General features: G+C 35.1%; 29 protein-coding genes. 25 read left to right on the top strand and 4 right to left on the bottom strand.

All coding sequences use genetic code 11. The features are described from left to right. Nucleotides 1-11 precede the first annotated feature (11 nt). From BAU23_RS01585 to BAU23_RS01525, 13 genes are all read left to right on the top strand, one after another. Complete coding sequence (locus BAU23_RS01585; RefSeq protein WP_071733429.1) at nt 12-1,019, top strand: FecCD family ABC transporter permease; 1,008 nt, start codon at nt 12-14, stop codon at nt 1,017-1,019. Continuing rightward, complete coding sequence (locus tag BAU23_RS01580) at nt 1,012-2,034, top strand: FecCD family ABC transporter permease (RefSeq protein ID WP_000920469.1); 1,023 nt, start codon at nt 1,012-1,014, stop codon at nt 2,032-2,034. Before BAU23_RS01585 ends, BAU23_RS01580 begins: the two co-directional genes overlap by 8 nt. A gap of 14 nt (nt 2,035-2,048) precedes the next feature. After that, entirely contained in the window at nt 2,049-2,870 is an 822-nt protein-coding gene (locus BAU23_RS01575; protein ID WP_016130117.1) for an ABC transporter ATP-binding protein, read from the top strand. Nucleotides 2,871-2,885: 15 nt separating this feature from the next. Then, entirely contained in the window at nt 2,886-3,704 is an 819-nt protein-coding gene (locus BAU23_RS01570) for an alpha/beta hydrolase (RefSeq protein ID WP_016130116.1), read from the top strand. A gap of 169 nt (nt 3,705-3,873) precedes the next feature. Next, nucleotides 3,874-4,248, top strand: a complete 375-nt coding sequence (locus BAU23_RS01565; RefSeq protein WP_001287980.1) for an ArsR/SmtB family transcription factor — start codon at nt 3,874-3,876, stop codon at nt 4,246-4,248. A gap of 66 nt (nt 4,249-4,314) precedes the next feature. Further along, nucleotides 4,315-5,022, top strand: coding sequence for a 2,3-diphosphoglycerate-dependent phosphoglycerate mutase (gpmA, locus tag BAU23_RS01560; RefSeq protein WP_016130115.1), 708 nt, complete (start codon nt 4,315-4,317; stop codon nt 5,020-5,022). Nucleotides 5,023-5,077: 55 nt separating this feature from the next. Further along, nucleotides 5,078-5,323, top strand: coding sequence for a ferredoxin (locus BAU23_RS01555; RefSeq protein WP_000903524.1), 246 nt, complete (start codon nt 5,078-5,080; stop codon nt 5,321-5,323). 43 nt (nt 5,324-5,366) lie between these two features. Then, a complete protein-coding gene (locus tag BAU23_RS01550) occupies nt 5,367-6,314 on the top strand; it encodes a cation diffusion facilitator family transporter (protein WP_000509827.1) in 948 nt (315 codons plus the stop codon). A 259-nt stretch (nt 6,315-6,573) separates the two neighbouring features. After that, nucleotides 6,574-6,801, top strand: coding sequence for a hypothetical protein (locus tag BAU23_RS01545; RefSeq protein ID WP_000849103.1), 228 nt, complete (start codon nt 6,574-6,576; stop codon nt 6,799-6,801). Between the two features lie 291 nt (nt 6,802-7,092). After that, nucleotides 7,093-7,395: a metal-sensing transcriptional repressor gene (locus BAU23_RS01540; RefSeq protein ID WP_000349635.1), complete on the top strand. Its 303-nt coding sequence runs from the start codon at nt 7,093-7,095 to the stop codon at nt 7,393-7,395. Nucleotides 7,396-7,598: 203 nt separating this feature from the next. Next, on the top strand, nt 7,599-7,805 hold the full coding sequence (gene copZ / locus BAU23_RS01535; protein ID WP_000436980.1) for a copper chaperone CopZ: 207 nt from the start codon (nt 7,599-7,601) through the stop codon (nt 7,803-7,805). A gap of 95 nt (nt 7,806-7,900) precedes the next feature. Next, nucleotides 7,901-10,321 (top strand): heavy metal translocating P-type ATPase, encoded by a 2,421-nt coding sequence (locus BAU23_RS01530; RefSeq protein ID WP_016130114.1) that lies wholly within the window; start codon nt 7,901-7,903, stop codon nt 10,319-10,321. Nucleotides 10,322-10,483: 162 nt separating this feature from the next. Beyond that, on the top strand, nt 10,484-10,963 hold the full coding sequence (locus BAU23_RS01525; protein WP_000910304.1) for a GNAT family N-acetyltransferase: 480 nt from the start codon (nt 10,484-10,486) through the stop codon (nt 10,961-10,963). A 20-nt stretch (nt 10,964-10,983) separates the two neighbouring features. On the opposite strand, the gene BAU23_RS01520 is transcribed toward BAU23_RS01525, so the two are convergent. Both BAU23_RS01520 and BAU23_RS01515 read right to left on the bottom strand, forming a co-directional pair. Next, nucleotides 10,984-11,256: an HU family DNA-binding protein gene (locus BAU23_RS01520; RefSeq protein WP_001043903.1), complete on the bottom strand. Its 273-nt coding sequence runs from the start codon at nt 11,254-11,256 to the stop codon at nt 10,984-10,986. A 141-nt stretch (nt 11,257-11,397) separates the two neighbouring features. Beyond that, nucleotides 11,398-12,213 (bottom strand): formate/nitrite transporter family protein, encoded by an 816-nt coding sequence (locus BAU23_RS01515; RefSeq protein WP_000110533.1) that lies wholly within the window; start codon nt 12,211-12,213, stop codon nt 11,398-11,400. Nucleotides 12,214-12,409: 196 nt separating this feature from the next. On the opposite strand from BAU23_RS01515, the gene BAU23_RS01510 reads away from it, so the two are divergent. From BAU23_RS01510 to entD, 10 genes are all read left to right on the top strand, one after another. Then, on the top strand, nt 12,410-13,303 hold the full coding sequence (locus tag BAU23_RS01510) for a metallophosphoesterase (RefSeq protein WP_001091714.1): 894 nt from the start codon (nt 12,410-12,412) through the stop codon (nt 13,301-13,303). Nucleotides 13,304-13,416: 113 nt separating this feature from the next. Next, nucleotides 13,417-14,634, top strand: a complete 1,218-nt coding sequence (locus tag BAU23_RS01505; RefSeq protein ID WP_000573492.1) for a M20 metallopeptidase family protein — start codon at nt 13,417-13,419, stop codon at nt 14,632-14,634. A 286-nt stretch (nt 14,635-14,920) separates the two neighbouring features. Next, a complete protein-coding gene (gabP, locus tag BAU23_RS01495; RefSeq protein WP_016130113.1) occupies nt 14,921-16,315 on the top strand; it encodes a GABA permease in 1,395 nt (464 codons plus the stop codon). A 133-nt stretch (nt 16,316-16,448) separates the two neighbouring features. Beyond that, complete coding sequence (locus BAU23_RS01490; RefSeq protein ID WP_002076883.1) at nt 16,449-16,787, top strand: hypothetical protein; 339 nt, start codon at nt 16,449-16,451, stop codon at nt 16,785-16,787. A 317-nt stretch (nt 16,788-17,104) separates the two neighbouring features. Then, the gene (locus BAU23_RS01480; RefSeq protein ID WP_000228314.1) at nt 17,105-17,647 is read left to right on the top strand and encodes a DUF420 domain-containing protein; all 543 of its coding nucleotides are present in this window, start codon (nt 17,105-17,107) and stop codon (nt 17,645-17,647) included. A 117-nt stretch (nt 17,648-17,764) separates the two neighbouring features. Then, nucleotides 17,765-18,928: an iron-containing alcohol dehydrogenase gene (locus tag BAU23_RS01475; RefSeq protein WP_016130111.1), complete on the top strand. Its 1,164-nt coding sequence runs from the start codon at nt 17,765-17,767 to the stop codon at nt 18,926-18,928. Nucleotides 18,929-19,085: 157 nt separating this feature from the next. Next, a complete protein-coding gene (locus tag BAU23_RS01470) occupies nt 19,086-19,838 on the top strand; it encodes a DeoR/GlpR family DNA-binding transcription regulator (protein ID WP_000957280.1) in 753 nt (250 codons plus the stop codon). After that, nucleotides 19,835-20,746 carry a 1-phosphofructokinase gene (gene pfkB, locus BAU23_RS01465; protein ID WP_000640833.1) on the top strand — a complete coding sequence of 304 codons (912 nt, stop codon included), beginning with the start codon at nt 19,835-19,837 and terminating at the stop codon, nt 20,744-20,746. The genes BAU23_RS01470 and pfkB overlap by 4 nt, the downstream gene beginning before the upstream one ends. 13 nt (nt 20,747-20,759) lie before the next feature. Beyond that, on the top strand, nt 20,760-22,616 hold the full coding sequence (locus tag BAU23_RS01460; RefSeq protein WP_016130110.1) for a PTS fructose transporter subunit IIABC: 1,857 nt from the start codon (nt 20,760-20,762) through the stop codon (nt 22,614-22,616). Nucleotides 22,617-22,962: 346 nt separating this feature from the next. Next, entirely contained in the window at nt 22,963-23,895 is a 933-nt protein-coding gene (gene entD / locus BAU23_RS01455; protein ID WP_016130109.1) for a cell wall-binding protein EntD, read from the top strand. A gap of 94 nt (nt 23,896-23,989) precedes the next feature. On the opposite strand, the gene BAU23_RS01450 is transcribed toward entD, so the two are convergent. After that, nucleotides 23,990-24,235, bottom strand: a complete 246-nt coding sequence (locus BAU23_RS01450; RefSeq protein WP_000814433.1) for a hypothetical protein — start codon at nt 24,233-24,235, stop codon at nt 23,990-23,992. Between the two features lie 180 nt (nt 24,236-24,415). Here BAU23_RS01450 and miaA point away from each other — a divergent pair, with 180 nt between their 5' ends. Next, nucleotides 24,416-25,369 (top strand): tRNA (adenosine(37)-N6)-dimethylallyltransferase MiaA, encoded by a 954-nt coding sequence (gene miaA / locus BAU23_RS01445; protein WP_016130108.1) that lies wholly within the window; start codon nt 24,416-24,418, stop codon nt 25,367-25,369. Nucleotides 25,370-25,390: 21 nt separating this feature from the next. After that, complete coding sequence (gene hfq / locus BAU23_RS01440; RefSeq protein WP_000813896.1) at nt 25,391-25,615, top strand: RNA chaperone Hfq; 225 nt, start codon at nt 25,391-25,393, stop codon at nt 25,613-25,615. An 80-nt stretch (nt 25,616-25,695) separates the two neighbouring features. Here the strand turns inward: hfq and BAU23_RS28805 are convergent. Next, a partial coding sequence (locus BAU23_RS28805; protein WP_083583288.1) for a Gly-Xaa-Xaa repeat protein occupies nt 25,696-26,170 on the bottom strand: 475 nt, incomplete at its 5' end.

The following is a 26,170-nucleotide window of genomic DNA, read 5'->3' as shown; positions in this document are numbered from 1 at the left end:
CGTTGAATGATATGCAGAAAACAAATGTAGTACCAGTAACCATATTATGTATAGCACCCATACTCATCTTATTTACAGTTATACTTTCTATTTTGTATGGGGCGAAAAGTATTGATGCTGAAACAGTGTGGAACGCATTATTTCATTTTGATTCAAGCAATGTAAATCATAATATTATTATTACTTCACGTATACCAAGGGTAGTTGCAGCTCTTTTAGTCGGAGCATTTCTAGCCATATCAGGAGCACTTATGCAGGGGATGACAAGAAACTATCTTGCATCCCCTTCTATTATGGGTGTGACGGATGGGGCAGCCTTTGTTATTACACTTTGTATGATTTTTCTTCCGGGAATGTCATCAATTGGTATGGTTTTATGTTCAATGATTGGTTCTGCACTAGGAGCCGGTATCGTGTTTGGCTTTGGTTCGCTCCTTCAAAATGGCTTATCACCAGTTAGGTTAGCAATTATCGGAACAGTTATTGGAACATTTTTAAGTAGTGTATCTGCTGCAATGGCTTCATATTTCCAAATTTCTCAAAATGTTAGCTTTTGGTTTAATGCAAAATTAGATCAAGTGGACCCGAATATTATTAAAATCACGATACCGTTTGGGATAATTGGAATAGTTTTAGCGCTGTTCATATCAAAATCTATTACTATTCTTTCTTTAGGAGAAGAAGTTTCCATTAACCTAGGGCAGCGTACAAGACTAGTTAAAGCGATGGCAATTTTATCGGTTATTTTCTTAACAGGAACAGCAGTTGCTTTAGTGGGGAAAGTTGGTTTTGTAGGTTTAATTATTCCGCACATTACTCGCTTTATAATTGGAGTAGATTATAAGTGGATTTTACCATGTGCAGGCGTTATTGGTGGCGTGTTCTTAGCATTATGTGACGTTTTAAGTAGATTTGTAAATTATCCATTTGAAACGCCAATTGGAGTCGTAACATCTTTAATTGGAATTCCTTTCTTCCTTTATTTAATCCGTACAAGAGGAGGAGAGAGACATGCTTAAAAGTTCAAGTCAACGTTTTGGAATGACGATGGGGATTGTTATATTTTTAATACTATGTGCTATTTATATTAGTTTAACAAATGGTACGTTCGACATTACGATTACAGATGTATTTAAAACACTCCTTAGAATAGATCCAGTACCAGATCATGATTTAGTTATATTTGAATTTCGTCTTCCGCGTATTGTAATTGCTGGATTAGTAGGACTAGGCCTTGGTGTTGCCGGTGCCGTTATTCAAGGAATTACGAGGAATGGATTGGCAGACCCAGGTATTTTAGGAGTAAATGCCGGGGCAGGAACAGCAATCGTCATTTTTATGTTTTTCTTTCAAGGCCAATTAAAGAGCACAGACTGGGTTTCTATTATGATGATGCCGATGTTTGGGTTAGTTGGTGGATTAGGTGCAGCCACCATAATCTATCTGTTTTCTTGGAAAAACGGTAAGTTAGATTCGCAGCGTCTTTTATTAACAGGGATTGCAATTGGATCAGGATTTGGAGCCTTTTCTATGTATTTATCACTCAAAATGAAGTCAACTGATTTTGAAATGGCTGCAGTTTGGGTGTCTGGAAGTATATATAGTGCAAATTGGAAGTATATTGTTGCTATGTTACCGTGGCTTATCATTTTAATTCCGCTTATACAAAAGAAAGCTTATTTATTAGATTTATTTCAATTGGAAGAAACGAGTATTACAAGTTTAGGTGTTGCAGTAGAACGAGAGAAATCCATTTTACTATTAAGTAGTATCGGACTTGTGAGCGCATGTGTTGCTGTGTCAGGGAGTATTGGTTTTATTGGACTAATGGCACCGCATATAGCGAAAAGACTTGTCGGTATTCAGCATAAGTATATCATTCCTACGTGCGGAGTAATCGGAATGTTCCTTGTAATTGCTTCAGATTTTATTGCAAAAACAGTTTTCACACCTGTAGAGTTACCAGTTGGAATCGTTATTTCTATTGTCGGTGTACCGTATTTCTTATATTTACTTTATAAGGCGAAAGCGTAAGAGGAGGAATAAAAGTGAGTATTTTAAGTGCAAAAAATTTAGAAACGAGTTATGAAAAGCTTACAGTGTTTCGCGATTTAAATGTGGAAATACAAGAAGGAAAAGTAACGACAATTATAGGGCCAAACGGGTGCGGTAAATCGACATTGTTAAAAACAATGGGAAGAATCTTAAAGCAAAAGAGCGGTAAAGTATATTTGCAAGGACAGGATTTAAATACAATTCCAACGAAAGAAATTGCGAAGCAGTTAGCTTTACTTCCGCAAACTCCAATTGCGCCAGGAGAGCTTAAAGTAGAAGAGTTAATTTCTTATGGACGCTATCCACATCGAAATAACGTAAATAAGTTAACTTCAAAAGATAAAGAAATGATTGATTGGGCATTAGAAATAACGAAAACTTCTGAATTTCGAACGAGACAAATTGCAAATTTATCAGGTGGTCAACGACAGAAGGTATGGCTAGCGATGGCTTTAGCACAAGAGACAGAAGTGTTACTACTAGATGAACCAACGACATATCTTGATATGTCTCATCAATTAGATGTATTACAAATTGTGGAGAAGTTAAATAAAGAGCATAATTGTACGGTCGTAATGGTACTACATGATATTAACCATGCAGCAAGGTTTTCAGATGAAATTATTGCAATGAAGGAAGGGGAAATCGTTACAACTGGTATCCCAGAAGAAATCATTACAAATGAAGTGTTAAAAGAAGTATTTCATATTGATGCGCGTGTCATGATTGATCCGTATAACGGGTCTCCTGTTTGTTTCGGCTACGATAGCATTGTATCTCAAGAAGAGAAAGTAGAAATATATATAACGAGTTAAGAAGGGGGATATAAGATGAATACTACTATTGAAAAACAGCAGATTATTACATCTAATACAGAACAGTGGAAAATGTATTCGAAATTAGATGGTAAGGAATATCAAATTCATATTTCGAAGCCGAAGCAACCAGCACCAGAGTCAGGATATCCTGTCATATACGTATTAGATGGAAATGCGTTTTTTCAAACATTCCACGAAGCGATTAAAATCCAATCGGTAAGGGCGGAAAAAACAGGTGTTTCACCAGCCGTTATAGTAGCTATTGGTTATCCAATTGAAGGGGCATTTTCAGGAGAAGAAAGATGCTATGATTTTACGCCTAGCGTAATTTCAGAAGATGCCCCGTTAAAACCGGACGGTAAACCGTGGCCTAAAACAGGGGGAGCGCATAACTTCTTTACTTTTATTGAAGAAGAATTGAAACCACAAATTGAAAAAGAATTTGAGATTGATAAAGGAAAGCAAACGTTATTTGGACATTCTTTAGGTGGTCTATTTGCTTTACATATACTATTCACAAACGTAAATGCCTTTCAAAATTATTTTATAAGTAGTCCATCTATTTGGTGGAATAACCAATCCGTGCTTGAAAAAGAAAAGAATCTTATAAATGAATTAAACAATGCTAAGGTTGAAACGAGAGTATTCCTTACAGTTGGGTCATTGGAACGAGAGCACATGGTTGTAGGGGCAAATGCATTATCAGAGCGCCTTCTCCTAGTAAAACACGATCAGTTTAAAATTAAATTCTATGAGGCTGAAGGGGAGAATCATGCATCTGTTGTGCCGACTACTTTAAGTAAAGGATTAAGATTCATTAGTCATTTATAGAAGAATTAATAGCATAAAAAAGAATTCCATATTATGTGGGATTCTTTTTGTTATATATACATATTTAAGATATTAACCAAAAACATTCAAATGAACATTTGAATGTTTTTGGTTAATAAGGTATACTACATACATAATCAAATATATATTTGAATAAGAGGTGTTACATATGAGTGAAGAACATTGTGAACTTTGTTATCATGATGAGAAAAAAGTCAAACATGCAAGTGACATGTTGGAGAAAGAAAATATAAGTAGTGTAGCGAAAATGTTTAAGGCACTTGCAGATGAAACACGTTTGAAAATTGCTTATGCGCTGTATACGGAAAATGAGCTTTGCGTACGAGATGTCGCAAGTATTATTCATAGCAGTATTGCAACGGCATCGCATCATTTAAGACTATTACAAACAATAGGATTAGCGAAAAAGCGTAAAGAAGGGAAACTTGTTTTTTATTCATTAGATGACTCTCACGTAAATGGATTAATTGAATTAGCGTTTAGTCATAGTAGTGAAATGAACAAGAAAGAACTTGATATGTAATCATGCATTTTCATAAAGATACTTCTTTATGAAAATGCAACTTTAAAAGGAGAGGAGATAATAAGTATGGTAAAGCTAGTTTTAATACGGCACGGACAAAGTGAATGGAATGTTGAAAATAGGTTTACTGGTTGGACGGATGTTGATTTATCCAATAAAGGTTTGGAAGAAGCAAGAGAAGCCGGAGTAATGCTGAAAGCGAATGGTTTCTCATTTGATATAGCATTTACATCTGTTTTGAGAAGAGCGATGCGTACTTTATGGATGACTCTCGAAGAAATGGATTTGATGTGGATACCTGTTCATAAAACATGGAAATTAAATGAGCGTCATTACGGTGCGCTTCAAGGGTTAAACAAGGAAGAAACAGCGAGAAAATATGGCGATGAACAAGTAACTTTATGGAGACGTTCAACAAATGTACGCCCACCAGCACTTACAAAAGATGACGAAAGATATGAAGCAACACATCCGAAATATAGAGATTTAAATGATTATGAGTTTCCTCTTACAGAAGATCTAGAAGATACAGAGAAACGAGTTGTTTCATATTGGAATGAAGAGATAGCTCCTAATGTAAAAGCTGGTAAACAAGTAATTATTGCAGCCCATGGAAATACAATACGTGCTTTAGTAAAACATTTAGATCAAATTTCAGATGAAGATATAGAAAATGTAAACATTCCAACAGGAACACCATTGGTTTATGAATTGGATAACGATTTAAAACCGATAGACCATTATTATTTGAATAGGGAAATTTGTATAAAATAAACATTTTAACATACCCTACCCGTGTATTGTATGTTTGTGACGGAGGTGATTTATATTGTTACATTATACGATCGTAAATAAAAAGAATTGTGAGTCATGTGGATTATGTACTTCTATAGCACCTGATATATATCAATTAGATGGAAGAGGGAAATCATTTAGTGCATTAGATAACAATCAAGGAATAATGGGGATCCCAAAAACTTTCTTGAAAGCAATGTTGGCGGCAAGTGACGGCTGTCCAACAAGTTCGATTCAGGTAAGAAAAGAGCCATTTATAAATAAAGTGAAAATTCAATAGAGGAATTATGAAAGACAAAACAAAATTAAAGGGAGGAATTTATATGGGACATCATCACGGTCACCAACATCATGGACATACTCACGGGCATTCGCATGGACATCATCATTTTGAGGAGAGCAGGAAAGGGAATAGAAAAGGGTTAATTACAGCTTTAGTAATTACAGCAACTATTATGTTCCTTGAATTTTTTGGGGGACTAGTTACAAATAGTTTGGCCTTATTATCTGATTCAGGACATATGTTAAGTGATACAAGTTCATTATTATTAAGTTTAATTGCAATAGGACTTGCAGCTAGAACGGTTACTTCTACAAAAACATATGGATATTATCGTTTTGAAATATTAGCAGCATTAATTAATGGAATTACATTATTTGTTGTAGCAGGGCTTATCGTATGGGAAGCAATTGGTCGTTTTTTTGAACCACCAACTGTAGCAAGTGGTCCAATGATGTTAATCGCATCAATTGGTTTACTAGCAAATTTAATTAGTGCATGGGCGCTCATGAGACAAGGTGATGTAAAAAATAACGTGAATTTACGTAGCGCATATGTACATGTTCTTGGGGATGCTTTAGGATCAGTTGGCGCATTAGTAGCTGGTGTACTTATGTCATTATTCTCATGGTATATTGCAGATCCAATTATTTCAGTAGTTGTAGCTCTATTGATTTTAAAGAGTGCGTGGGGAGTAACAAAACATTCCATTCATATACTTATGGAGGGTACACCTGTTTCAATTGAAATAGAACAAGTTAAGAAAGCTATTAAAGGAGTAAAGGGTGTACGTGATATACACGATCTTCATATTTGGACTATTACATCAGGATTAGATGCTTTAAGTGTTCATGTAATGATTGATAAAAATCAAAATGATCAAGAAGTGCTTCAAAATATTATTGATATGTTAAAGCAAGAGTTCCATATTGAACATGCTACAATTCAAATTGAAACACTTACCATTAAACATAACGAAATGATTGTCTAATAAAATGCAAACGAAAGGCTATGGGGAAATTCTCCATAGCCTTTTGTTTGTGTAAGTAGAATTGTCCTTTTTGAAAGTTTTGTTTCAACTTTTCGTCTAAAGAGACAAAAAGTTGTCACAATTCGGTCACAATTAGCATAAACATAAAATAGACGAAATGAACTTATTTCCAAAAAGGCTTGATTCATTCCATTCATGATTAGTAGAGCTGAAAAAGCATGGATTAAAAGTTCACTATATTCTCAAGGAGGTAGATCGTATGAAAACTATTCTTGCTATCGCTGGGCTTATTTGGGTTTTATCACATGGCATTCCAATTTATGAAGGAGAACAAATTCGCAGTGCTCTGAATAAAAATTTTAATGAATATCATATCATTGATCGGCAAGATAATGTCGTGACAGTTCGTGTAAATGACTGTTTTCATACGGTAACCGTTGAAGGAACTTCAGTAGTGAATGATACAAAAGTATGTGATCAGCAATAATTATATATTGGAAGAAAAAAGTCTCAATTTACACGTATGAAAATTGAGACTTTTATATTTGTGGATGAATAATAAGCGGGGATGAATAATCCCTGCTTATTATTGTTTTTTGAAAAAAGGCAAGGGTATCATAATAATTGAGTCTGAGAAGCTAATAAGTTGTTAAGAATAGGCATAGAGTGGAAATATACTCATATGGGGTATCATACGTAGATAATTAATGCTATAATTGGTATACTCGTAAAAGCAATTGTTTTATTGGATGAAGAGAAACTTTGAGAAGGTGATAATATGGATCATAAAGATCATGAAGCAGTAACACATAGATCAGAAAAAGAAAAAGAACAAATTATAAATAGATTAAAGAGAATTGAAGGGCAAGTCCGCGGTATTCAAAATATGATTGAAAATGATCGTTATTGCGTGGATATTTTAGTGCAAATTTCAGCAATTAATGCAGCGATGAAAAAAGTAGGAATGGGTGTATTAAAAAACCATACAAGTCATTGTGTTTCAGGTGCTATTAAAGATGGCAATGGTGACGAAGCAATTGAAGAATTAATGACAGTATTTGAACGTTTTTCAAAAGCGTAAAAACAAGCTAGTATGTAACTGGCTTGTTTTTTTGTTTACCTTTATATAGGCTTTCGGGGAATTGGTGTGAAAAAGTGTGTGTAAAATAAACTTTTAGAAAATAATTGAAAAATCGTGATACAAAACCATTGATTACCTTAGGGGGGTATGGTAAGATGTAATTGTGATTAACAAACATTGAAGAAACAAGAGGAGGATTTTAAATGGAACAGTTAACATTACAAGTTGAAGGTATGTCTTGTGGACATTGTGTAAATTCTATTGAAAGCAGTGTAAAAGAGCTCAACGGTGTTGAACAAGTGAAAGTTCAATTAGCAGAAGGAACTGTTGAAGTTACGATCGACTCATCAGTTGTAACGTTAAAAGATATCGTTGCTGTAATTGAAGATCAAGGATACGATGTTCAATAATTATTTTTAGATATGGAAATAAATCGTACTTTATAGGAAGTACGATTTATTTTGCTAATAATTATACCTCATAAGGGTATATAGAGGTGAGAGACATGAATGAGCAAAAAGAGGCCAATCTTCAAATATCAGGAATGACATGTGCGGCATGTGCGAATAGAATTGAAAAAGGCCTGAAAAAAGTAGAAGGTGTTCATGATGCAAATGTAAATTTTGCACTTGAAAAAACAAAAATAATGTATGATCCCCAAAAAACAAATCCACAACAATTTAAGGAAAAAGTTGAATCGTTAGGATATGGAATTGTAAGTGATAAAGCTGAATTTACTGTTTCAGGGATGACATGCGCAGCATGTGCGAATAGAGTAGAAAAGCGTTTAAATAAGTTAGAAGGTGTGAACGGAGCGACAGTAAATTTCGCTTTGGAATCGGCTACAGTAGATTTTAATCCTGATGAAATTAATGTAAATGAAATGAAGAGTGCAATTACGAAATTAGGATATAAATTGGAAGTGAAATCAGATGAGAAAGATGGATCAACTGATCATCGCTTACAAGAAATTGAGCGACAAAAGAAGAAGTTTATCATTTCGTTTATTTTATCATTCCCGTTATTGTGGGCAATGGTAAGTCACTTCTCATTTACATCGTTTATTTATTTACCTGATATGCTTATGAATCCTTGGGTGCAGCTAGCTCTTGCAACTCCAGTTCAGTTTATCATTGGTGGGCAGTTTTATGTTGGGGCTTATAAAGCATTACGTAATAAAAGCGCCAATATGGATGTTCTCGTGGCACTTGGAACGTCTGCGGCATATTTCTACAGTGTGTATTTAAGCATTCAATCCATTGGTTCTTCGGAACATATGACAGACTTGTATTTTGAAACGAGCGCAGTACTTATTACGTTAATTATTTTAGGTAAATTATTTGAGGCGAAAGCAAAAGGACGCTCGTCAGAAGCGATTAAAAAATTAATGGGATTACAGGCGAAAACCGCTACTGTTGTACGAGATGGAACAGAAATAAAGATTTTAATCGAAGAAGTGGTAGCTGGTGATATCGTTTATGTGAAACCAGGGGAAAAAATCCCGGTAGATGGGGAAATTGTAGAAGGAAAGTCAGCAATAGATGAATCGATGTTAACAGGCGAGAGTATTCCGGTTGATAAAACAATTGGGGATGTAGTAATCGGTTCTACAATAAATAAAAATGGCTTTTTAAAAGTGAAAGCAACTAAGGTAGGAAGAGATACGGCATTAGCTCAAATTATTAAAGTAGTAGAAGAGGCGCAAGGTTCAAAAGCTCCTATTCAAAGGGTAGCAGATCAAATTTCAGGTGTTTTCGTACCGGTTGTAGTTGTGATTGCTATTATCACATTTGCAGTGTGGATGCTATTTGTTACACCTGGTGATTTTGGCGGAGCACTTGAGAAAATGATAGCCGTACTTGTTATCGCTTGTCCATGTGCATTAGGTCTTGCGACACCTACATCTATTATGGCTGGATCAGGAAGATCAGCTGAGTATGGTATTTTATTTAAAGGTGGAGAGCATTTAGAAGCAACGCACCGATTAGATACAGTTATTCTAGATAAAACAGGTACTGTGACAAACGGGAAGCCTGTTTTAACAGATGTAATTGTAGCAGATGGATTCCATGAAGAAGAAATACTACGTTTAGTAGGTGCGGCAGAAAAAAATTCTGAACATCCACTTGCAGAAGCGATTGTAGAAGGAATTAAAGAAAAGAAAATTGATATCCCAAGTTCAGAAACGTTTGAAGCGATTCCAGGATTCGGTATCGAATCAGTTGTAGAAGGGAAACAATTATTAATTGGTACACGTCGATTAATGAAGAAATTCGATATTGATATTGAAGAAATTTCTAAATCGATGGAAGAGCTAGAACGAGAAGGAAAAACAGCAATGCTTATTGCGATAGATAAAGAATATGCTGGTATAGTGGCCGTTGCAGATACTGTAAAAGATACTTCAAAAGCAGCTATCGCAAGACTTAAGAAAATGGGTCTAGACGTTGTTATGATTACAGGAGATAATACACAAACTGCTCAGGCAATCGCTAAGCAAGTTGGTATTGATCACGTAATTGCAGAAGTATTACCAGAAGGAAAAGCAGAAGAAGTGAAAAAACTCCAAGCGCAAGGTAAGAAAGTAGCGATGGTTGGGGATGGAATAAATGATGCTCCTGCTCTTGCTACAGCAGACATTGGTATGGCAATTGGAACAGGAACGGATGTAGCGATGGAAGCGGCAGATATTACGTTAATCCGTGGTGATTTAAATAGCATTGCTGATGCAATTTTTATGAGTAAAATGACGATTAGAAATATTAAGCAAAACCTATTCTGGGCGTTAGCTTATAACGGCTTAGGGATCCCAATTGCAGCATTAGGTTTCTTAGCACCTTGGGTTGCAGGAGCGGCGATGGCATTTAGTTCTGTATCCGTTGTATTAAATGCATTACGACTGCAAAGAGTGAAATTAAAAAAATAAAAATCTATAGAGTAATTGCATATGCTTTTAAACAAAAAAACAATACTTTGAAATAAGTATTGTTTTTTGTTTATATAGAAAGAAAAAAGATATAATAAAGCAGAAATATTGAATACTAGATGGTAGAAAAGTTAAATGATAGTTTAGTAAGGAGGTTCATATATGTTAAAAGATATGATCATTAGAACATTCCATAAAGAGGATTTAGAACAAGTATTACAGTTATTCTATGAAACAGTTCATACAATTAATGCAAAAGATTATAACGTGTTACAGCTACAGGCATGGGCACCAAATCAACTAGAGAGAGAAAGCTGGTTAAAGTCTTTAGAGAAGAATATTAGTTATGTAGCGGATTATAACGGTGTGATAGTGGGATTTGGGGATTATAATGATGAGCATTACGTAGATCGTTTATTTACACATAAAGATTATCAAGGGAAAAGGATAGCTTCCTACATACTACAGAAGTTAGAAAAAGAAGCAGTAAACTTGGGGCATAGGGAGATATATACAGAGGCGAGTATTACAGCAAAACCTTTCTTTGAAAGTAAAGGTTTTATTTGCATAAAGGAACAAAAGAAACAGCATAATGGTCAGATTTTTATTAATTATATAATGAAAAAAATAGCCCTCTCGTAAACGAGAAGGCTATTTTTTCATTATTTTACAGCTTCTTTTAGTTCTTTACCAGCTTTGAAAGCAGGTACTTTAGAAGCTGCGATTTGCATTTCTTCACCAGTTTGTGGGTTACGGCCTGTACGAGCAGCTCTTTCACGAACTTCGAATGTACCGAATCCGATAAGTTGTACTTTTTCACCAGCAGCTAAAGCGTTAGTGATTGATTCTACTACAGTTTGTACAACTACAGTAGCTTCTTTTTGAGAAATCTCAGCATTTTGTGCTACGTTTTTAATTAATTCTGTTTTATTCATGTTTTTCACCTCATATGTAAATAATGCTATTTAAGTTGTTATTATAACGTATAAAACATTCGAGAACAAGTGTACGTACATATATTCGCAAAAAAAATGAAATTTGTAATATTTTTTAGAACCACTTTATAGACATTCAATTTAAGCGGATACAGACTTTTTCTTTAATGCAGTTTGCTCTTTATTGGAAGGTAGTTTCTTATTATAAGATAGGAAATAAGGTAATGCTACAAATAACATGCCCCCTACTAAGTTTCCGAAGAAAACAAAAATGAAGTTTGGAAAATATTCAACCCAAGTTAAATGACCAGAAAAAATTGCAGCTGGGATGACAAACATATTGGCTACAACGTGTTGAAATCCAATCGCAACAAAAGTCATAACAGGGAACCAAATACCGACAATCTTTCCGATAAATTCTTTACTTCCCATACTGAGCCAAACAGCTAAACAAACGAGCCAATTGCACCCGATTGCAGAAATGAAGGCTTGCAGTGGTGTATCTTGTAGTTTAGCTTGTGCAATAGAAACTGTTTTTGCTAAAAAAGCTCCCTCCGTTAAGCCGACGATGTGACCGAAAAAATAAGCGACGAATACAGCACCTATGAAGTTGCTAAACGTAACAATAACTAAATTTCGTATGAAGTGAAATAAGTCGATTTTTTTGTGAAGCCACGCCATTGAAACGGTCATCATATTGCCAGTTACTAATTCACCGCCTGCAAGGATAACAAGTATAAGACCGATAGGGAATACGGCAGCACCTAGAAAACTAGTAAATGATCCCCAAGATTTTGGCATTGTTCCAATAACATGGATATCAAGTAAATATCCTAATGCTATGAAAGCACCACCAAAAAAACCGAGAATTAGCATAGGGAGCAATGATAAATGAGCTTTTTTTCTTCCAGAATTAGCAGCAAGTTCCGTAATTTCTTCTGGTGTAAATACAGACATGAATAACCTCTCCTTAATAAAATGATGGAATGAATAGAAGAAACATTTTAAAGAATCTATGTATTATAAAAATATGTTATGACTTCTGTATAAATTTGTCAAAGTGAGTAGAGGTAAAATTGGATATAACGAACATTGTTCATGTTGTCACATTAATGTAACAATGAGGATTTAAAGTGATTTTAGAGGTGAAAACATGAATACGCATCATGTAAAAAAAGAACGAAAAAAATCAATGGTAAAGATATGTATTATTAGTTTCATAAGTATAGTAATGATACCAATAAGTTTGTACTTCTATGCGACAGAAATAGAAAGAAGACTAGTAACAGTTACGTGGAATGAAATAGAAGCTCCTACAATTCCTAAAGAGTTTAATAATAAAAAAATATTGCAGTTCTCAGATGTACATTTAGGACCAGATTTTACATTGAAACAACTAGAAAATTTGGTGGAGAAGATGAATGAATTACATCCAGATATAGTAGTTTTTACAGGAGATTTAATAGATAAGTTTGGATCCTATAAGGCGGAAAGAGAAGAAGCAAAAGTTATTTTGCAGAAAATTAAAGCTCCCCTAGGAAAATATGCTGTGTTTGGGAATCATGATAGAGGTGGGGGCGGTAGTTTATTTTACAAAAAGTATATGGAGGAAGCTGGTTTTTCTGTGTTAGTAAATGAAGTGCAGAAAATTAAAGCGGAAAATGGTAAGTATATTACAATATCAGGTTTGGATGATTTTTTATTAGGGAAGCCACAAATAGACTCGACTTTAAAACATGTAAGGCAACAAGATTTCAATATGCTATTAGTACATGAGCCAGATGTTGTAGATAAAGTAGCTCGTTACCCAGTTGATTTTCAAATGTCAGGCCATAGTCACGGAGGACAAGTTCAAATTCCTTTTATAGGTCCATTAATTACTACAAAATTAGCTGAGAGCTATGTTGAGGGTATGTATGAGTTAGAAGGGCAGAGTAAGCTGTTACATTTATACGTAAATCGTGGTATTGGGACAACCCGAATGCCAGTTAGATTTTGGAGTGTACCTGAGCTTTCAGTATTTGTGTTGAAGCAAAATAGTAACTAGACTATTACTAGAATAGTAAGAGGACTTTCAGAGAAAGTTTTCTTTTTTATTGATTAAATACAGAATATTATGTAACTTTTATTTAAAGTGTTAAAAAAGAAAGGGGAATTTCTATGATAGAAACATGGCATAAAGAATTGGAAAGTATATATAACCAAATGATTTCGTGGCGAAGAGATTTTCATCAATACCCAGAGCTATCGTTTCAAGAAATAGAAACACCGAAAAAAATAGCTGAAATCTTAAAAAGTTTTCATATTGATGTGAAAACAGATGTTGGGGGAAGAGGGGTAATCGGCGTAATTGAAGGCGGAAGACCTGGGAAGACGATAGCGCTACGTGCTGATTTTGATGCACTACCTATTCAAGATGAAAAGAAAGTTTCATATAAATCAAAGGTTCCTGGCGTAATGCACGCTTGTGGCCATGATGGACATACAGCAACACTTTTAGGAGTTGCAAAAATATTAAGTGATAACAGAGACCAACTTTCAGGAAAAATAGTCCTTATTCATCAACATGCAGAAGAGAAAGAGCCTGGCGGAGCAATTGCTATGATTGAGGATGGTTGTTTAGAAGGAGTAGATGTTGTTTTTGGCACACATTTATCTTCTCAAATGCCTGTAGGAATTGTTGGTGCGAAAGTGGGAGCAATGATGGCGGCAGCTGATACTTTTGAAGTGAAGATTCAAGGGCGAGGCGGTCACGGAGGTATGCCGCATCATACTGTAGATGCCATTATCGTTGCAACACAAGTTATTAATCAGTTGCAACTTTTAGTGAGTAGAAAAGTCGATCCACTTCAATCAGCAGTTTTAACAGTTGGTACATTCCATGCTGGTCAAGCAGATAATATTATTGCGGATACTGCTATATTTACAGGGACAATTCGGACGATGGATCCTGAAGTGAGAGAATTTATGGAGAAGGAATTTAAAAGAGTTGTTGAGGGGATTTGTCAATCTCTTCATGCTGAAGTTAATATTCAATATAAACGCGGCTATCCGATATTAATAAATCATTTAGATGAAACGAGTCATTTTATGGAGATTGCGAAACGAGATATTGGAAGAGAAAAGGTCATTGAAGTACCACCGATTATGGGGGGAGAGGATTTTGCATACTACTTAGAACATGTGCCAGGAGCATTTTTCTTCACAGGTTCGGGTAATGAAGAAATAGGAGCCACATATCCACATCATCATCCTCAATTCGATTTTGATGAACGTGCGATGTTGGTTGGTGGGAAGTTGCTTTTAAGTCTTGTGAATAGTTATTTAAGAGATGGAAAAGAATTTCTTGAGACTTTAGATGTGAATGCGATAAATTAATTTGCATAAATAAAAACAACAATAGGTTGTAAAGGGATCTATTGTTGTTTTTTGAGTGGAAATAGTATCGAAATATAATCTATACAAAAAGTTATCTAGATCTATAATTTTCTCAACAATTTTGTATGGAAAATTATTAAACCTAATGTAATAATTTCTGTAGGAGCTTGCATTGTAATTGTTAAATTCAGAATATTTTGATATATTTTAAAGTGTAGGACAAGATTTTTCGCATAATACTCTTACATAAATTTCAAAATCAAGTTTGGAAGGGGATGTACAAGAGTTGGATAAAAATCTTAAGAAAGATCTCAAAATACGCCACATTACAATGATCTCAATTGGCGGTGTAATAGGAGCTGGTTTGTTTGTCGGAAGTGGTGCGGTTGTGCATTCAGCAGGGCCAGGTTCTATCGTTTCATATGCATTAGCAGGACTTCTAGTTATTTTCGTTATGAGAATGCTGGGGGAAATGGCAGCTATTAATCCGACAAGTGGTTCGTTTGCAACATATGCACGAGAAGCAATCGGTCCCTGGGCGGGTTATACAATTGGGTGGCTATATTGGTTCTTCTGGGTAATTGTTATTGCAATAGAAGCTACAGCAGGGGCTGGTATCATTCAATACTGGATTCCACAAATCCCACTATGGTTATTAAGCTTACTATTAACAATTTTATTAACGTTGACGAATGTTTTTTCAGTGAAATCATTTGGAGAGTTTGAATATTGGTTTTCATTTATTAAAGTAATTAGTATTGTTTTGTTCCTATGCCTTGGTCTTGCTGTGATTTTAGGGTTTGTACCAGGAACGGAAGCACCTGGCACTTCAAACTTAGTAGGGCAAGGAGGGTTTATGCCAAATGGTATAAGTTCGGTGCTGCTTGGAATCACCGTCGTTATATTTTCATTTATGGGATCAGAGATTGTTGCAGTAGCGGCTGGTGAATCTGCCGAACCTGTAAAAGCAGTAAAAACAGCAACAAATAGTGTAATTTGGCGTATTCTCGTATTTTTTATTGGATCTATCGCTGTAGTTGTTACACTTCTTCCATGGAATTCAGCAAACATATTAAAAAGTCCGTTTGTAGCGGTCCTTGAACATATAGGAATACCAGCGGCAGCACAAATTATGAATTTTATCGTTTTAACAGCTGTACTTTCTTGCTTGAATTCAGGTTTATATACAAACTCAAGAATGCTTTTTTCGATGGCAGAAAGAGGAGATGCTCCAAAGGCATTTTTAAATTTGAACAGTAGTGGTGTTCCAGTTCGGGCAGTTTTATTTGGAACGTTCTTTGCTTATATTGGAGTTGTTTTTAGTTACATATCTCCAGATAAAGTCTTTTTATTTTTAGTGAATGCATCTGGTGGGATTGCGTTACTAGTTTATCTCGTTATAGCAGTTTCACATTTAAAGATACGTAAAAAAATGGGGAAAGTAGAACAACAAAATTTGAAAGTGAAAATGTGGCTTTTCCCGTATGTAACGTATGTTACAATTGCCGCTATTATAGCAGTTTTAGTTGCAATGGTTGCAATTGAATCTTTACGTTCACAAGCACTTTTAACGATGCTTGTTACTGTTCTTATTATAGTTTCTTATTTTATTTTTAATAGAAATAAAAATAGTTCGGTTTTGAATCCTAAAAGTGAGGATAAAGAACCCGTTCAATTCTAATTTTTTGTTTTCGAAGAAAGGTATATCCAATCATTGCTAGAAAAGATTCATATATAAGTAAAGAAAAGAGTAATTACTATTGTCATAGTGAATATAAACTTTTTTCTTGACTTTTTATACGAAGGCGAGCAAAATGGTAAAAAAGGAAGGGGGGATGATGATGGAAGAGTACGTATTAGAGCTGTATAACTTGTTATATACGACAGAATGGCAAGATATTGTTTCGTTTCTAGGAATAGTATTTTGTATGAAAATTGTAATTGTATATATGGAAGAGCAAGGTATGTTCTATTCCTTCTCATCTCCGTTCGATGTGCAGCGCGAGCCGTTGCTAAACTATGCCAAGGTAAATTACGAACAATTTCCTTTTGTTATTTTCTTTATGATTCGATTTATAACAGCAATTGTAAAGAAAAAGGAAAGTGACGATGAAGAGTGCCACTCAACTTGTAATATAGCAACTGCTTTATAGGCTAAATACAAGGAGGAGATTTATATGTGGTTTCGATTTCTTATGATTGGTTTCTTTTCATTAACAGCAATTTCTTTAATGGGATATCAAGTGTCTGAAATTTTTCAAGCATATAGCAATACGTTTTTCAACAAAAACTAATTACATTGCTATTTAAATAATAAAGCGATAAAATCCTTCTTAAGAAGTTTTATTAAGAAGGATTTTTTTCTTTGCTCTGTCTTACTGTGTCAAACTATTGTCACATTTACACTGTGAATAATATGTTAAAATAGTGAGGTTACGTATACATATTTGAAGGAAGAGGAGTGACCATTTTGGTGGATCAATCAACTAATCAGAAAAGCTATGCTCCTATTGTGATAACGCTTTCTGTAATTGTAAATGCGATTATTTTATTTTTGTTCTTTGGACCTGTTGGCTATGAAGGAGAATTACATTTTGATGTAACGATTTTACCAATGTTAAATGCAATTTTTAATAGCTTTACGTTCGTATTCTTATTAGCAGCTTTATACTCTATTATTAAAAAGAATGTGAAAATGCACCGTGGCTTCATTCTTGCGGCATTCACAACGACCTTGCTATTCTGTGTGTCGTATTTATCGTATCATTACTTGGCTCCGGCAACACATTTTGGCGGGGAAGGATTCATTAAATATGTGTATTTCATCATTTTAATTACACATATTATCCTTGCGGCAATTATTGTACCACTTGCATTGTTCGCACTTGTATTTGGTTTTACGAATCAATTAACACGTCACCGTAAAATCGTACGATGGACGATGCCAATTTGGTTATATGTAAGTTTATCTGGTGTTATTGTTTACTTAATGATCTCACCTTATTATCAATAAAAAATCTCAGCCCTAAAGGCTGGGATTTTTTTATTAAGCAAATATTTTTGTGAAATGAAAAAAATATGGTATACAAAAGTATAGTTGCTTTTTAAATAGAAGGGATGGTAAAAAGATATGCAAAATTTTGTATTTCGTAATCCGACAAAACTTATTTTTGGTAAAGGACAATTAGAGCAGTTAAAAACTGAAATTCCACAGTTCGGTAAAAAAGTTCTTCTCGTATACGGAGGAGGCAGCATTAAAAGAAACGGTATATATGATAATGTAATTTCTATTTTAAAAAATATAAATGCGGAAGTATTTGAATTGACAGGTGTTGAACCGAACCCTCGTGTATCAACTGTAAAGAAAGGGATTCAAATTTGTAAAGATAATGGCGTTGAATTTATTTTAGCAGTTGGTGGGGGAAGTGTAATTGACTGTACGAAAGCAATTGCAGCTGGTAGTAAGTACGATGGAGATGTGTGGGATATTGTAACGAAAAAAGCATTTGCTAGCGAGGCGTTACCATTTGGTACTGTGCTTACGCTTGCGGCAACAGGATCTGAAATGAATGCTGGTTCTGTCATTACAAACTGGGAAACGAATGAAAAATATGGCTGGGGTAGCCCGGTTACTTTCCCGCAGTTTTCGATTTTAGATCCAGTTCATACTGCGTCTGTACCGAGGGATCAAACAATTTACGGTATGGTAGATATTATGTCACATGTATTAGAGCAATATTTCCATCATGGAACAAATACTGAACTGCAAGATCGTTATTGTGAATCTGTTTTAAAAACAGTAATTGAAACAGCTCCCAAGCTGTTAAGTGATTTAGAAAATTATGAGCATAGAGAAACTATTTTATATTGCGGGACTATGGCGTTAAATGGCATTTTAGCGATGGGAGTAAAAGGAGATTGGGCGACTCATAATATTGAGCATGCAGTTTCAGCTGTTCATGATATACCACATGGAGGAGGTCTTGCGATTTTATTCCCGAACTGGATGAAGCATGTTGTAGATGAAAATGTAAGTCGTTTTAAACAGTTCGCTATTCGTGTATTCGATGTAGAAACAGATAGAAAGACTGATCGAGAAATTGCGTTAGAAGGAATTGAGGCGTTACGTCAATTTTGGACTTCAATTGAGGCACCGGTAACATTAGCTGATTATACTATTGGGGAAAATGAAATTGAATTAATGGCAGATAAAGCGATGGCTTATGGCGAATTTGGTAACTTTAAAAAATTAAATAAAGACGATGTCTTAAGCATATATAAAGCTTCTTTATAAGTGAATCGAGTAAATAAACCCATTTGATTGTTATATCAAATGGGTTTATTTTTGTTGTTTATAACTGTTTTTGATTGTTTTTGATTATTCGTGAATGTTTATGGTTGATTTTTGTGATCGTTTTCATTATACTGTAATCAAAGAAGAGGTGAATAAAATGTTAACTCCTGAACGTCATCAAATGATATTGCAACTTGTAAAAGAGCAGAAGGTTGTTAAATTACAACAATTAGTGGAAAGAACAGAAAGCTCTGAATCAACAATTCGTCGTGATTTAGCACAATTGGAAAAGCAAAGGTTATTAAAAAGAGTTCATGGTGGTGCTGCTGTTTTAACAGGAAAAGGACAAGAGCCAACGATGGTTGAAAAGTCATCCAAAAACATTCAAATAAAACAACAAATTGCCAAGTATGCGGCTAGCGTTGTTGAACAAGGTGATTGTATTTATTTAGATGCAGGAAGTACAACATTTGAAATGATTCCATTTTTAATAAATAAAGACGTTACAGTCGTTACGAATGGACTTATGCATATTGAAGCTTTAGTTGAAAATAATATTCGTGCGTATTTACTAGGCGGGATGATGAAGAGTAGGACGAAAGCTTTAATTGGTGCTATGGCACAGGAAAGTATGCAGAAGTATCGTTTTGATAAATGTTTTTTAGGAGCGAATGGTGTACATGAACAGCTTGGTTTTACAACTCCAGATCCAGAAGAGGCACTCTTAAAACAAATGGCATTAACATTAGCAAACGAAGGATATTTCTTAATTGATGAAAGCAAGTTTTCAGAAGTTGCGTTTGCGAAAATTGCAAATGTTGAAGATGCAAGTATTATTACAAACCATTTAGAAATTGATTTAGAAAAATATAAAAGACAAACCAATGTAATTGAGGCTGATAAACAATGATCTATACAGTTACTTTAAACCCATCTATTGATTATGTAGTACAAGTTAATTCCTTCGATTTAGGCGCAGTAAATCGAGCAGAGAAAGATATGAAGTTTCCTGGAGGAAAAGGGATTAATGTTTCTCGCGTTCTTCATCGTTTAGGTGTTGAAAATGTAGCGCTTGGATTTACTGGTGGATTTACTGGTCAATTTATTAAAGATGTATTACAGGCGGAAGGTGTAACAACAAACTTCGTTCAAGTAGACGGAGATTCCCGAATTAATGTGAAAATAAAAGGTCAAGAAGAGACAGAATTAAACGGGCAAGGCCCTATTGTGACAAATGAGCAATTTGAACAATTAATGAAACAAATTGAAAGTATGAAGCAGGGAGATTGTATTGTACTAGCTGGAAGCGTACCGGCGTCTATCTCAACTACTTTTTATGAATCAATCGCAGCGTTCGGAGCTGAAAAAGGTATTCGCGTAGTAGTAGATGCGAGCGGAAGTGCACTGCAGCATGTAATTAAAAATAAGCCATTTTTAATAAAGCCTAATCATCATGAACTTGGTGAGTTATTTGGGGTAGAGATTTCAACAGTAGAAGATATTTTACCGTATGGAAGAAAATTAGTTGAACAAGGTGTAGAGCATGTTATCGTATCAATGGCCGGAGATGGAGCTTTATTATTTACGGCAGAAGGTATATATGAAGCAACTGTTCCGAAAGGTGTTGTAATTAATTCGGTTGGGGCCGGAGATTCTCTCGTTGCAGGATTTGTAGGTAAATATGAACAGACAAAAGATATTGAAAAGGCATTTCAATATGGCGTTGCTACAGGGAGTGCAACAGCATTTTCAGCTGATTTATGTGAAAAGGAAAAAGTAGAAGAATTATTGTCGCAAGTAATTGTAGCTAAGCGATAGGGGGAAGCAACATATGAAAATTACAGAACTATTAAAAAGGGATACAGTCATTATGAATTTGACAGCTTCAAATAAAGAAGCTGTCATAGATGAATTAGTTGAGAAATTAAACGGCGCAAATCGTTTAAATAGTAAAGTGGAATTTAAAGAAGCTATTTTAAAGCGGGAGTCACAAAGTACGACTGGAATTGGTGAAGGTATTGCTATACCTCATGCGAAGACGAAAGCTGTTAAGCAACCAGCGATTTGTTTTGGTAGAAGTGTAAGCGGTATCAACTATGAATCACTTGACGGACAGTCAGCGCATTTATTCTTTATGATTGCTGCGAGTGAAGGGGCGAATAATACTCATTTAGAAACGTTGTCGCGTCTATCTACAGTACTAATGGATGAAGGGTTTCGTAAGCAACTATTAGAAGCGAAAGATGAAGAGGAACTTCTTCGTTTGTTTGATGAAAAAGAGAATGAAAAAGAAGAAGAAGTTGAAGTGGCAAAGCCAGAAGGGAATGAACCATACGTATTAGCTGTCACAGCTTGTCCGACTGGTATCGCTCACACATATATGGCTGCTGATAGTTTGAAGGCGAAAGCGGCAGAGTTAGGGATTGCAATTAAAGTTGAAACGAATGGGTCAACAGGTATAAAGAACGGTTTAACGAAAGAGGATATTGAACGCGCAACAGCGATTATTGTTGCGGCAGATAAACAAGTAGAAATGAACCGTTTTGCTGGAAAGCATGTCATTCAAGTGCCAGTCGCTGATGGGATTAGAAAAACGGAAACACTTCTTAATCGAGCTGTAAAACAAGATACGTCAATCTTTAAAGGAATAAAAGAAGATGGGGAGACAGAAAGTACAGAGAACGAAAAAGGATTAGGAATTTATAAGCATTTAATGAGCGGTGTAAGTAATATGCTTCCATTCGTTGTTGGTGGCGGGATTTTAATTGCATTAGCATTTATGTTCGGTGGAATTAAGGCGGAAGGTCCTATTGCTGAAATATTAATGAATATTGGCGGTGGAGAAAAAGGAGCCTTTTTATTCCTTGTACCTATTTTAGCTGGATTTATTGCAAGTTCTATTGCTGATCGACCTGGTTTTATGCCTGGTGTTGTCGGTGGATTTTTAGCAGCGCAAGCGAATGCTGGATTTTTAGGTGGATTAATTGCTGGTTTCTTAGCTGGATATGTTGTTTTAGGATTGAAAAGATTGTTTTCGGGATTACCAGTACAGTTAGAAGGAATTAAACCTGTTTTGTTATATCCAGTCTTTGGATTGTTAATTACAGGAGTTGTTATGCAAAAAGTAGTAAACCCACCTGTAGTAGCATTAAATGAAATGTTAACAGGATGGTTAAATGGTTTGAGTGGAACGAATGCTATATTATTAGGTCTTATTTTAGGTGGCATGATGGCAATTGATATGGGTGGCCCAATTAATAAAGCGGCATTTACATTTGGTATTGCTGCAATAGAAGCAAAGAATTTTGGAGTGCACTCTGCTGTAATGGCTGGTGGTATGGTACCGCCATTAGCAATTGCATTCGCAACAACATTCTTTAAATCGAAGTTTACAGAAGCGGAACGTAAATCTGGCTTAACAAATTATATAATGGGAGCTTCGTTTATTACAGAAGGTGCGATTCCATTTGCAGCTGCAGATCCAGTTCGAGTAATTGTAAGTTGTGTTGTTGGTTCAAGTATTGCGGGTGCGTTATCTATGTTATTCCAAATTACATTACCAGCACCGCATGGTGGGTTGTTTGTTATCGCATTAGTAAATAAACCGTTGCTATATATTTTCTCTATATTAATTGGAACGATTGTTTCAGCGGTTATGATAGGTGTTTGGAAAAAGAAAGTTAAATAAATGATAAAAGGGACAGCTAATAGGGGTTGTTCCTTTTTTATTACAAAAAAGTAGGTTAATAGTTGGAGAGTGATGAATTTTGGTAAAAGATGTAATGAAACGTGATTTTTTTGTAACAAAACAGTAATACTGTAATTTTTTCTGGAAAAAATTCTCATGCTTCTATGTGGAAAATATATGAAAACTATTGGGGATTCTATTGAAAATGCACTTTATGAATATGGAAATTTATGTTACAGCTCATTAATCGTATATTACGAATGCTTTGTAATTGTGTGATTTCTAAAAATCACCAAAATCTGTTGCTATAATGAAAATACGAAAACAAAGCAAATGGAGGCTATTCATGAAAAAATTATTAGGTATAGCAACAGCAGCAGTTTTTGGTCTTGGGATTTTTGTAGGTTCTGCGAAAGCGGAAACGATTGTAACAACGGATGTATTAAACGTTAGAGAAAACCCAAATGTAGAGTCAAAGCTTGTAGGTAAAATGTTAAATGGGAATAAATTAGATGTAATAAATACAGAAAACGGATGGACAAAAATTAAGTTAGATGGTAAAGAAGCGTTTGTAAGTGCTGAATTTACAAAAAGTACTTATTATGTAGCGGCGAACGTATTAAATGTTCGTGCTGGAGCGAATACTGACTCTGAAATTATTGGCAAACTTAATAAAGATGATGTGATTGAAACGACAAATCAAGTTCAAAATGAATGGTTACAATTCGAATATAATGGGAAAGCGGCATATGTTCACGTTCCATTTTTAACAGGAACGGCACCTGTGATTGAAACGAAAGAAGTGGTAACTCAAGAAGAAGCACCGGCTAGAGTGAAAACGTCGGTTAAAAATAATACGGCAGTTAAGAGTAAAGAAGCAGTTAAGAGTGTAGAATCAAGTAAACCTGTGGCAAAAGAGAAGTCAGCTGTGAAACCAGTTGTGAAATCTACTGAAACAAGTGCGCCTGCTGGTGGACGCGAAATAACAGTAGAAGCGACAGCATATACAGCGCATCCAAGTGAGAATGGTACGTATGGTGGTCGTGTATTAACTGCGATGGGTCATGATTTAACAGCAAATCCAAATATGAAAGTAATTGCTGTGGATCCAAAAGTAATCCCTCTTGGATCAAAAGTGTGGGTGGAAGGATATGGAGAAGCGATTGCTGGAGATACTGGTGGCGCGATTAAAGGAAATCGTATTGATGTTTTAGTTGGTTCAGATAGCAATGCTGATAGTTGGGGTCGTAAATCCGTTAAAGTGAAAGTTATAAAATAGTTTATCTTTATTAATGATAAAAAGCGGTTGCTTGAAAATATGTAAGCAACCGCTTTTTATCATTTTGTAATAACAATATCGCCTAAAAGAATGGTTATTGAAATGGATAAATTGTTTTACCTGTAATAATTTTATATGCGCTGCAAAATTGAGTTTGCATATACTCTGTATGTGTGTCTTCTGAATGTAACGTTGTTTCTTGAAGAGTAGAATGAAAAGAACGTAGTAAACAATTTAAGGCGAAGTATAATTCGTCTTGTGAACAATTTTGTTCTTTTGTAGCTGTAGCCAAAATGAGGTCATTTGTAAGTGTTGAAAAATTGATAGTGGATTGTTTCATAGTCAACCATCCCCTCCGAGCGATTTTTATCATGTATATGCAGAATTGGACAAACTATGTTCTTTTTTTATTTATAATTTCATTTACCGAAATGAAAGAACTTGCAATCATGTCGTTAAAATTGGTAAGATTGGGTATAATCAATAGATGGAGTACATTACATAAAGAGAGTTGAATGATATGGGAGAAGTGCAACGTGAAAAAGTTGCTGTCATAATTGGACCCACTGCTGTTGGGAAGACGAAGTTAAGTATCGATCTTGCAAAAGCGTTGAACGGTGAAATTATAAGTGGCGATTCCATGCAGATCTATCGCACGATGGATATTGGTACTGCAAAGGTAACAAAAGAAGAGATGGATGGAATTCCACATTATATGGTCGATATAAAAGATCCGGAAGAATCATTTTCCGTTGCGGAATTTCAAGAACGTGTTCGTAAACATATTCGAGACATTACAAAGCGTGGTAAATTGCCAATTATAGTTGGTGGAACCGGTCTTTATATACAATCTGTTTTATTCGATTATCAGTTTACAGATGATGCTGGTGATGCTACATACCGAGAACAAATGGAAAAGTTAGCTTTAGAACGTGGTGTGGAATATGTACATAAAAAATTGCAAGAAGTAGATCCAGAAAGCGCGGAGCGTATTCATGCTAATAATGTGCGTCGTGTCATTCGGGCGTTAGAAATTTTCCACACGACGGGTGAAAAAATGAGTGAACAACTCGAAAAACAAGAAAACGAGTTATTATATGATGTTTCACTAATTGGCTTGACAATGGATCGAGAAATGCTATACGATCGCATTAACTTACGAGTGGATTTAATGATGGAACAAGGTTTATTAGAGGAAGTAGAAGGGCTGTATAATCGTGGGATGAGAGATTGTCAATCTATTCAAGCGATTGGGTATAAAGAGGTATATGATTATTTTGAGAATCGTGTCTCTTTAGAAGAAGCGGTATCACAATTAAAGACGAATTCACGTCGTTATGCAAAACGTCAATTAACGTGGTTCCGTAATAAAATGGATGTCACATGGTTTGATGTTACAGATGGTGAAAAAACGTCAGAAATTTTACGATACATAGAAGGAAAGTTACAACTAAAGTCGAATAATAGTAAGTAGAGAAAAAGAGGAGGATTCGACATGAAGCAATCAATCAATATTCAAGATCAGTTTTTAAATCAACTCCGTAAAGAAAATACGTTTGTTACGCTGTACTTATTAAATGGTTTCCAGCTTCGTGGATTAATTAAAGGATTTGATAATTTTACAGTCCTACTGGAAACAGAAGGTAAGCAACAGCTTATTTATAAACATGCAATTTCTACATTCGTACCACAAAAAAATGTTTCGATTGAATTAGAGTAGTAATGAATTATTGTACATAACAAAAAAAGAGCGAGTTTCTCGCTCTTTTTTTATTTGTCATAAACAATACATAGTGAAATTTAAGCGATTCTAAATACAGTAAGGCGAATGTTAGTGTTTCCTGTTGCGGGGACCGTAATCTCGTTAAGAGTAGATTGGACAGAAATGTTTGCTCCAGCAGCTAATGTTTCGATTGTAGTAAATGAAAGTGAGTCGCCTATGAGATTTGAAGAGAAGTTGTCAGTAGCGACTGCCCCGTTAATTGAAATTCCTACTCCAAGTGGAGCGCATCCTGGAGCAGTTGTAGAAATAGATACGCTAATTACATAAATACCAGCGTTAATAACAGTAACTGTATTTATGCCGTTAAAGATAATATTGTTTACGTTAATTGCAGTACTAAAAATAAAGTTATTAAATTGGAGTACTGTTTGTTGGATGTTGTTTGTTACAACGATTGTCGCTACTGGGAAGCTAGGTCCAGTAGGTCCGGTAACTCCTATACCAGTAGCACCGGTTGGTCCTTGAGCACCTTGAGGTCCAGTGGCACCAGTA

Origin of the sequence: Bacillus nitratireducens (assembly GCF_001884135.1) — a bacterium.
Taxonomy (GTDB): domain Bacteria; phylum Bacillota; class Bacilli; order Bacillales; family Bacillaceae_G; genus Bacillus_A; species Bacillus_A nitratireducens.
The sequence above is the reverse complement of the archived record's forward strand: the minus strand, read 5'-3'. Positions and strand labels throughout refer to the sequence as shown.